This is a genomic window from Oceanobacter sp. 4_MG-2023, from assembly GCF_030689165.1.
Lineage (GTDB): Bacteria > Pseudomonadota > Gammaproteobacteria > Pseudomonadales > Oceanobacteraceae > Oceanobacter.
Window position 1 is genome coordinate 26996 of sequence record NZ_JAUYVV010000030.1, and the last position, 8384, is coordinate 35379.

The following is an 8384-nucleotide window of genomic DNA, read 5'->3' on the forward strand; positions in this document are numbered from 1 at the left end:
GTTGAGACGAACCATATCGCTCTGACACCACCGTCAAAAACACACGGGTCAGAATCTACTGCTACAAACTGGGCATTGATCAAACCAGCGCTGGACAAAACGCAGTAGACTGTTTGGCGAAGGATCAACGGGTAACAAGAGTTAGCGGGGCACAGTCTGCACACTATTTTCTCTACCACGATGCAGTACGGCCGGAGCACGCTATACATCAGATAGTTATTTCTGAAACGACCACATCAAAGGGAATCACAATGACCGCACCAGCTGTAACACGCGCACTTGAAGCTAACCGACGATTCACCGACCTGAAAGATGCTCAGGCCCGGTTATCCCAGGCTCAACGGGATTTTGACGCCAAGGTAATCAGTGAGGAGCAGTACCTCACGGTTACGGATGTCTGTCAGAAAATCATTCGCGCCTGTCGCGACTGAGCCACACCGACAGCACCATCAAGCAGCAGCCGGAATACCACTATGGAAGCGAAATTCGCTGTCCGGCTGTTCTATCAATTCGCCTTCCAGAGCGCGGAAAAACGCCACGCGCTCATCAATTGGCTCTTTGGCATATTGCTGTGCCAGGCCAAGATAATCCTGATAATGCCGCCCTTCAGAACGCAATAACGAGCGATAGAATTTTTCCAGCTGACTGTCGAGCAACGGCGCCAGCTTGGCAAACCGTTCACAGGAACGGGCCTCGATAAACGCCCCGATAATCAGCACATCGATCAGTTCATGTTCGCCACCCTTGCGTACCGCCTCACGCAAACCGGCGGCATAACGCGACGACGATACATGGCGATAAGCAATACCACGCTCTCGCATAATGGCTATCACCTGTTCGAAGTGCAGTAATTCTTCACGTGCCAACTGGCTCATTTTTTTGAGCAAATCTTCCCGGTCCACATGCTTGTAGAGCAGGTTCATGGCCGTGGTGGCGGCTTTCTTTTCGCAGTTGGCATGGTCAATCAGCAGCGTATCCTGCTGCTTCAGGGCTTCCTCCACCCAGGCATCTGGCGTTGCACACGCCAGGAAGGTGTTAATCTCAGACAATACGTCGTCGAGTGTCATAGTCCATCCTCGATCATCTTTTCCAGAACGGCGCGCACCTTACCGGAAATGGCGATCGCTCGCTGGGTTTTTGCATCCATCAGACAGAAGGTGATCGTCGCGTCAGCCACCAGCTCTGTTGGCTCGCCGTTTTCCAGCAACATCACCTGCTGTTGCATCTGGGCGCTCTTGTTACCAATGCTGCCCATGCGCGTCACAATACGAATGACCTCGCCATCAAAGGCCGGACGACGGTAGGAAATATTGATATTGGCCACCACAAACGCCAGCTGGTCATCATCAATAACATCAAGAAAACGGTGACGATCAAAATAATCCCAGCGCCCTTCCTCCAGAAACTCCAGATAGCGGCTGTTATTCACATGGTGATAAATATCCAGATGGTAACCACGAACCTTGATATCCACTGACATACATATTTCCTCGATCGTCTCATCCAGTTTGGGCAACCAGACACCAAGCCTCGTTCATTGACAACTTGATACCCAGCACCTTCAAGACATCGATTCTATGTAAACTGACGCACACATTCAAACGATCGTTTGATTATTCGGGATAATTCCCTCGCGCCATCCTGTGTTCAGGTTTATTTTTCAAGATGTGTTCAATATGCGAACCAGAAAACCGTAACGGCCAACAGATGAAAACCCAATCAGGGCAACAGCTAGAACGCCTCGGCATCCTGTACCTGAAAACGCAGATCATGCAGATTGATACCCAGTGGCATATCGTCACTCAACCGTGCCAGCTCCCGCGTCAACAAAGCTTGCTGCCAATGCGTCTGCAAGCTGTCGACGATACGAGGCGTCACCCCGGCCAGCTCAGACAACTGCTCCAAAGCAATCAATATCCGGTCCAGACGCTGACAATGATCCAGTAATTGTGCCGCCGTTTTGGGGCCAATACCGGGGACGCCAGGCAGATGATTGGTGGTATCTCCGGTCAAGGCCCAAAAGTCCACCAGCTGGCCCGGCCGCAAGCCATAACGGGCATAAACCGCCGCTTCGTCCAGTAACTGCCGGTCAAAATGATTGGCGACCCGGATACGGCTGTTCACCAACTGGCAGAAGCCTTTGTCCGTTGACAGAATCACACTGGAGACACCCGCCAGTGCCGCTTTGCTGGCCAATGCTGCACAGACATCATCGGCCTCCCAGCCATCCTGGCGAAAGCAGTAGACCCCCGCCAGTTCCAGCTGATGACGCAGCATTTCCAGTCCGGCGTGCAGGGCCTCCGGCATTGGTGGCCGACCTTTTTTATAGTCTGGCCACAGCCGGTGACGCCAGGTCTCACCATGATCTTCGAATACCATGGCAACATGGCTGCACTCCAGCCGGGCGGCATTACTGTTGATAATGGTAATGGCGCGACTGGCAGTCGCTTCCAGGGCGGCAGAGCTGTTTTCAACCGCGGCATAGACCCGGCGAATCAGATTCATGGCGTCGATAATCAGTAACTGCATGGATAGCTCTCCTTGCGTGCCATTGTCCATCCTGTTTGCTCAGGAGCGATTGTCATTATTTATCAGTACGCTTGTGCTTGGTGATCCCCACAGCCCGGGTATCGGCTTCAAGGTCGGTATGACTGTCGAAATGACTGTCGGGATTCAATGGCTGATGTTGCTGGGCCTGCCAGAGTGCGGCATACCGCCCGGACTGAGACAGCAGCTGAGTATGGCTACCCCGTTCAACCACGCGCCCTCCTTCCATCACCGCAATCTCATCGGCATCGACCACGGTCGACAACCGGTGGGCAATAATCAACGTGGTATGACCTTTCGAGACTTGCCGGATGGCATCCATAATGCCGCGCTCGGTATGGGAATCGAGCGACGAGGTGGCTTCATCAAACAGCATGATCGCCGGGCGTTTGAGCAACATACGGGCAATGGCGATACGCTGCTTTTCGCCACCGGACAGCTTTAGGCCGCGCTCCCCCACCACGATATGCCAGCCATCGTTATGCCGCTGCACCAGACTGTCGAGATGCGCCATGGTCAATACCTGTTGCAGCTCCTCATCGGTGGCGTCCGGGCGCGCATAAAGCAGATTGTTTTTCAGGGTATCGTTAAACAGCACGGTATCTTGCGGCACCATGCCTAGCGTGGCCCGCAGCACCGACTGCGGTAACTGATCAATCGGCTGGCCATCAATAAGAATCACCCCTGCGGAAGGGTCGTAAAAACGAAACAACAAGCGGGTCAGGGTCGACTTGCCAGCACCACTACCGCCAACAATGGCCAGGGTTTTACCCGCCGGAATGGTCAGATCCAGCTGATCCAGCACCTGGTGATCGTCCCGATAACCAAAACTCACCTTCCGGAAAGTCACTTCGCCACCCTTGAGATCCAGGACGGCAGTGCCGTCATCTTTCACCGCCGACTCTTCATCCAGCAGCTCGAACATACGTTCGATATTGGCCATGGATGCTTTTAGTTCACGATAGACAAAGCCAAGAAAATTCAACGGTAAAAACAACTGGAACATAAAAGCATTGATCAGGGTGAAATCACCAATCGTCATGGTGCCTTGCACCACATACCAGGCCGCAAACATCAGCATCGACATCATCGCGGTACTGATAATCAGCGCCTGCCCGGCATTCAGGCCAAACAAGGTGTAACGGTTTTTCTGCCGCGCCTGCTCCCACTCGGCCAGCGACTCGTCGTAGTGCTGTGCTTCCCGCGACTCGGCATTAAAGTATTTGACTGTTTCATAGTTCAGCAGGCTGTCGAGGGCACGGGCATGAGTGGTGGAATCCATACGGTTGGCCTCGCGTACATACTGCGTCCGCCACTCCGTCATGCGGAAGGAATAACCTACATAAACCACCACAGCCACCGCGGTAATCAGGGCAAATACCGGCGGATAATTAAACAGCAACAACCCGGTTACCATCAGCAATTCCAGCAGGGTCGGCAGAATATTGAAGACAATAAACCGTAATAAAAAGCTGATGCCCTGCAAGCCCCGTTCAATATCGCGTTGCAAGGCTCCGGTTTGACGATCCAGATGAAACGCCAGGCTCAACTGGTGCAAATGCCGGAACACCCGCAGCGCCATCCGCCGCATGGCCCGTTCACTGACCCGGCCAAACACCAGATCTCGCAACTCGCCGAACAACACACTCATCAGCCGCGCCAGACCGTAAGCCAGCAATAACCCCAGCGGAAACCACAGCCACCATTGCTCCTGCGGCACGCCACCGGACGGCAACTGATTCAGGGTATCGACCTGATGCTTGAGCAAAAACGGCATACCCACACTGGCCAGCTTGGCTCCCACCAGACACAGCAAGGCCACAACCACACGCCAACGAAACTCAAACAGATACGGCAACAGCGTTGTCAGCCAGTCCCAGCCCTTGCGGGAAGGGGGAACCGGGTCATAACCACGCGCCGGTGAAAAGGATTTCATCCAGAAGGTGCTCTATAATTACGGTCGGAACGGCCACTGCCGAACCAACAGACAAAAGAATTGATCAGGCGGGAATTTACCACATCGTCGCCCACTTGCCGGAATTGCTTGCCGTATAGCCAGGTTCAAGCGAACGTCATCCGAAAACCGCAGTCAGAACACAACACCAGGGCGACAGACTGCGATTGATTCGCGTATGATAGCCGCCTTTGATTAGACCCAACCCAGAGAAAATACGCCACCATGCTGTCTGTACGCCGTATTGCCCCCCTGCTTGCTTGCACCGCTGCTGCTGCCATGACATCGACCAGCCACGCCGAACTCAGTGCCAATCTGGGACTGGTAACGGAATACCTGCGCGATGGAATCAGTGAAACCCGTGGTGAATACGCAGCCCAGCTGGGAGCAACCTATATACACAACTCCGGCCTGTATGGCGGAATCTGGGCCAGTGAACTGAAGCGTAATGACGATCACACGCACTCGGAATGGGACCTGTTTGCCGGTTATTCCCGCCCCATTAGCCACCACTGGGGCATCGACCTCGGCGTGATGCGCAACACCTTTCATGGCGATTGGGAAAGCAGCGAACAAAGCTACGGCGAAGGTTTTCTGCGCGCAACCTATAAGCAGGCATGGGTTCTGGGTGTACGCCAGACCAATAATTTTATGGGCAGCGAATTTGCCCGCCGGGTACTGGAAGCCTCATACACCCTCCACACCAGCAACTTCGATTTTGAATTTTACACTGCCCGCCATCGTTATCTCGGCTTTGATGACGACTATAACTTCGGCAGTGATTACCGCGATGACTACTGGCATTTCCGGGTCGGTGTCGAGCGTACTTACAAGCAATACGATTACCGCCTGACTCTGGAACGTACCAACCTGACCAGCGACTATGACGCCGGCACGACCTTCCAGTTTGGCATTCACCGCTATTTTGATCTCTGGTAAGCGCTGCTCTATCACTGCGATCACTACCGCAGTCGCAGTCGCTGATGATTCAAACAGCCAGCAAGCATCAGCGCCCTGACTGTTTGAACCACCGGCTTCAGGCTCCCTCGGGCATGCTGTGCCACCAGATCCTCGCCTCACGACAGGCATCAGACGAGAACGATGCTTCCAGCACGCCATCCAATACCATTCTGGGCAGCGGGTCTCCAGGCTTTCTGTCGGGCAAGCCGGTCCCTGTTGAACTGGCCCAGATTTGAAAAAGCTCTTCCGATGCTACTTGATAAGTAACGTGCCAATGCGCCATGCCCGTACCTTCCTGGCTGGCCAGAATCTCGAACGTGAGCTGAACATCCTCCTGTAATTGCACCCGCGTCCAGTACTCTGCCAGTTGCGCCCTGCCCACCTGCACCTGAAACGGCGTATTGTGGTATTTGCCGTCTTCGTGAAACAGCATGGCAAACCTGTCCGGGCTGCGGGATTCCCAGGCTTCTTTGTAGCCCGCCATAAAACGCTGGATATTCATATTCCACTCCGCCAGATCGATGGATTCATAAAAGACTGGCAGTGTATTCACAGGCCGCAACCTGAAGCCAGTCAGTCGGTCAGACTGCCATCAACTTGGCTTCAATCAGCCCATACTTCCAACCACACAGGCCCTTGAAGACCAGCGATCCAACCTCAAACCTTAATTCGGCGTATCGATATCAACGGCCTCGGCTTGCGGCTGATACGCCAACATCACCTGTTCATCCGGAGAAAACATCGCCACTTCCTGACCTGCCCTCTGGGCATAAATCACCCGAAAGGCCAACACATTCTGCACATACTGGCGGGTTTCGGCATACGGAATGGTTTCTATCCAGACATCCAGAGGCAAGTGGCCACGCTCTTCCAGCCAGCGTTCAACTCGGTGTGGCCCGGCATTATAAGCGGCGCTGGCGTAAGCCCGATTACCATCAAAGCGCTGGAACATTTCTGCCAGATAAGCCGTGCCCAGCGCGATATTGGTTTCTGGCTGGAACAGCTGCTCTGCAGCCGCCAGTGGCACGCCATGTTTTTTGGCGGTCGTCCTGGCCGTAGCGGGCATCAGCTGCATCAGGCCACGAGCTCCTACCGGAGACTGCGCCGCTGGCTTGAAGGCACTTTCCTGACGGGCAATGGCTGTCGCCCAGGTCACATCGATCTCGTTTTTTCTGGCCTGAATCTCAAACAGGTCGGTGAACAACACCGGGAAACGGGCTTCCAGATAATTCCACTGGCGCTGGCGAATCGCATCCATAATGGCCCGGTGATGCCAGCCCCAGTCCAGGGAGAGCGCGACCATGTGTTGTCGTTTGACCGGTGCCAGACTGGCACGGGCAGCAAGCCACTCCCGTTCGGCATCCTTGTTCCGTTCCAACGCCAGCCACTCTTTGGCCCGCTGAATCGCCGGGACATTCTGTATCTCTGCGAGTACATCCGTATTGACGCTAAACGGCTGATTATTCAGATTAAAAGGCAGTTGTTGATGGGTCGCGGCCAGAAAACCATAAAACGAGCGCGATTGTGCCAGCTGGTTCCAGGTTTGCTCGACGGTTTGCATCTCTGCTGCCGAGCTATCGCCCGGTTGATTCTGCACCGCATTGGCATACCAGTATTGCCAGCGATCCGAGGCTTGCAGGTCAGCAGGCAAGGTATCAATTAACGTCAGTACACCGGTCCAGTCGATAATCTCTGCACCCAGAGCCCGACGCAGCCGGTATTCCGTCAACTCCGGATACTGATAGTCATAATCAAGACCAGCCAGCAACGCCGTCGCGGTATCGGTTTGGGAATAGGTCAACCATTTGCCGATATACACATCCAGCGGTGCAATCAGGGAGGAAGCTTCTGGCAATGTTGCCCGGTATTTCAGCCACTGCTGTGCCGCAATCTCGGCCGACCGACGAGCCAGCGGCTGGAAATACTGTTCCAGCAAACGGCGCTGGGCCGGTTCCGGAAAGACCGACAAGTCCGCCGTCAGCGCCTGGTTCGGATGACTTGACAGGGTTTCATAGCGGCTCGCCAGAGCATTGGCATCGGCATCCATAAAACGGTGCAGATAGCGCGCCAGTCGCATATTGCCCGCCTGCGCGGCCAGCCAGTAACGTTTCGCGGCCATGCCTGCGGTTGGATTACCGTATTGACTCCACTGCGCAAACAGAGGATCACAGGCTGCCGGTTGGGATTTGGCAACCATCCACAACGAATCCGTCAGGGCCAACCCTTGCTCTTGCTGATCGGTTTGCAGATACGCCATGGCCAGATCACATTGATAGGCCGCTCCTTTTCTTGGCAAACGCTGATAGGCCGTGAGCCATTCTTGCCACCGCTCCTCCTTGGCCAGTTGCTTCAGCCAGGTATTTTGCAGATAAATACGGCGGGGAAACTGTGGGTAGCTGTCCAGAAAACGATTCACCTCAGCCTGGGTCAGGTGCTCCGGGAAACGCTGATAAACCTGATATTGCAAATACGGGTACAGTGAATAACCCTGTAATGGCTCAATCAGATCGGCCACTGCCTCATAGGGCACGGTGTCCAGTTGCTGTTCCACTTCAACGAATTGCGCACGCGCAGCAGCATCCGCTTCCGGTGTTGGAATAGTGTCGGTGCCTTGCTCGGCGACCGCGCCAATGCTGTACAACATGATCAGCAAGCTTACAGAAAGGTGTCGTAGGGTCATTGAGCTTACTAATGTTAGTGAGTGGTATGGAAATCCTCATCCAATGATAGGTCAGGGTCAACCGTTTGTGAGACCCGCGGACATATTTATGCAAAAAAAAGAGAATGGCTCGAATCAGCCAGCCATGTGACGGCCTTATTTATCATTCTTGTATATTTTATGCACAAGGGGACATCCATTTAATCCTGCACGGCTCTGCGCGAGTGTTGCCGTTGTTCAGGGCAAGGCGACGAATGCAGCGAA

General features: G+C 54.2%; 8 protein-coding genes. 2 read left to right on the forward strand and 6 right to left on the reverse strand.

The window, feature by feature from the left end; all coding sequences use genetic code 11:
• Nucleotides 1–251 precede the first annotated feature (251 nt).
• Nucleotides 252–431, forward strand: coding sequence for a hypothetical protein (locus Q8W24_RS15570; protein ID WP_303432030.1), 180 nt, complete (start codon nt 252–254; stop codon nt 429–431).
• Nucleotides 432–449: 18 nt separating this feature from the next.
• Here the strand turns inward: Q8W24_RS15570 and Q8W24_RS15575 are convergent, their stop codons facing one another.
• The 4 genes from Q8W24_RS15575 to Q8W24_RS15590 all read right to left on the reverse strand — a co-directional run bounded on the left by Q8W24_RS15575 (nt 450) and on the right by Q8W24_RS15590 (nt 4483).
• Complete coding sequence (locus tag Q8W24_RS15575) at nt 450–1067, reverse strand: tRNA-(ms[2]io[6]A)-hydroxylase (RefSeq protein ID WP_305415591.1); 618 nt, start codon at nt 1065–1067, stop codon at nt 450–452.
• Nucleotides 1064–1480 carry a thioesterase family protein gene (locus Q8W24_RS15580; protein ID WP_303432028.1) on the reverse strand — a complete coding sequence of 139 codons (417 nt, stop codon included), beginning with the start codon at nt 1478–1480 and terminating at the stop codon, nt 1064–1066. Before Q8W24_RS15580 ends, Q8W24_RS15575 begins: the two co-directional genes overlap by 4 nt.
• A gap of 251 nt (nt 1481–1731) precedes the next feature.
• Complete coding sequence (locus tag Q8W24_RS15585) at nt 1732–2529, reverse strand: 5'-3' exonuclease H3TH domain-containing protein (protein ID WP_303432027.1); 798 nt, start codon at nt 2527–2529, stop codon at nt 1732–1734.
• 55 nt (nt 2530–2584) lie between these two features.
• Entirely contained in the window at nt 2585–4483 is a 1899-nt protein-coding gene (locus Q8W24_RS15590; RefSeq protein ID WP_305475896.1) for an ABC transporter ATP-binding protein/permease, read from the reverse strand.
• A gap of 243 nt (nt 4484–4726) precedes the next feature.
• Between Q8W24_RS15590 and Q8W24_RS15595 the strand changes: the two genes are divergently transcribed.
• The gene (locus tag Q8W24_RS15595; protein WP_303432025.1) at nt 4727–5440 is read left to right on the forward strand and encodes a TorF family putative porin; all 714 of its coding nucleotides are present in this window, start codon (nt 4727–4729) and stop codon (nt 5438–5440) included.
• Between the two features lie 97 nt (nt 5441–5537).
• Here the strand turns inward: Q8W24_RS15595 and Q8W24_RS15600 are convergent, their stop codons facing one another.
• On the reverse strand, nt 5538–6014 hold the full coding sequence (locus Q8W24_RS15600; RefSeq protein WP_303432024.1) for a nuclear transport factor 2 family protein: 477 nt from the start codon (nt 6012–6014) through the stop codon (nt 5538–5540).
• 111 nt (nt 6015–6125) lie between these two features.
• Entirely contained in the window at nt 6126–8105 is a 1980-nt protein-coding gene (locus Q8W24_RS15605; RefSeq protein WP_305475897.1) for a transglycosylase SLT domain-containing protein, read from the reverse strand.
• Nucleotides 8106–8384 lie beyond the last annotated feature (279 nt).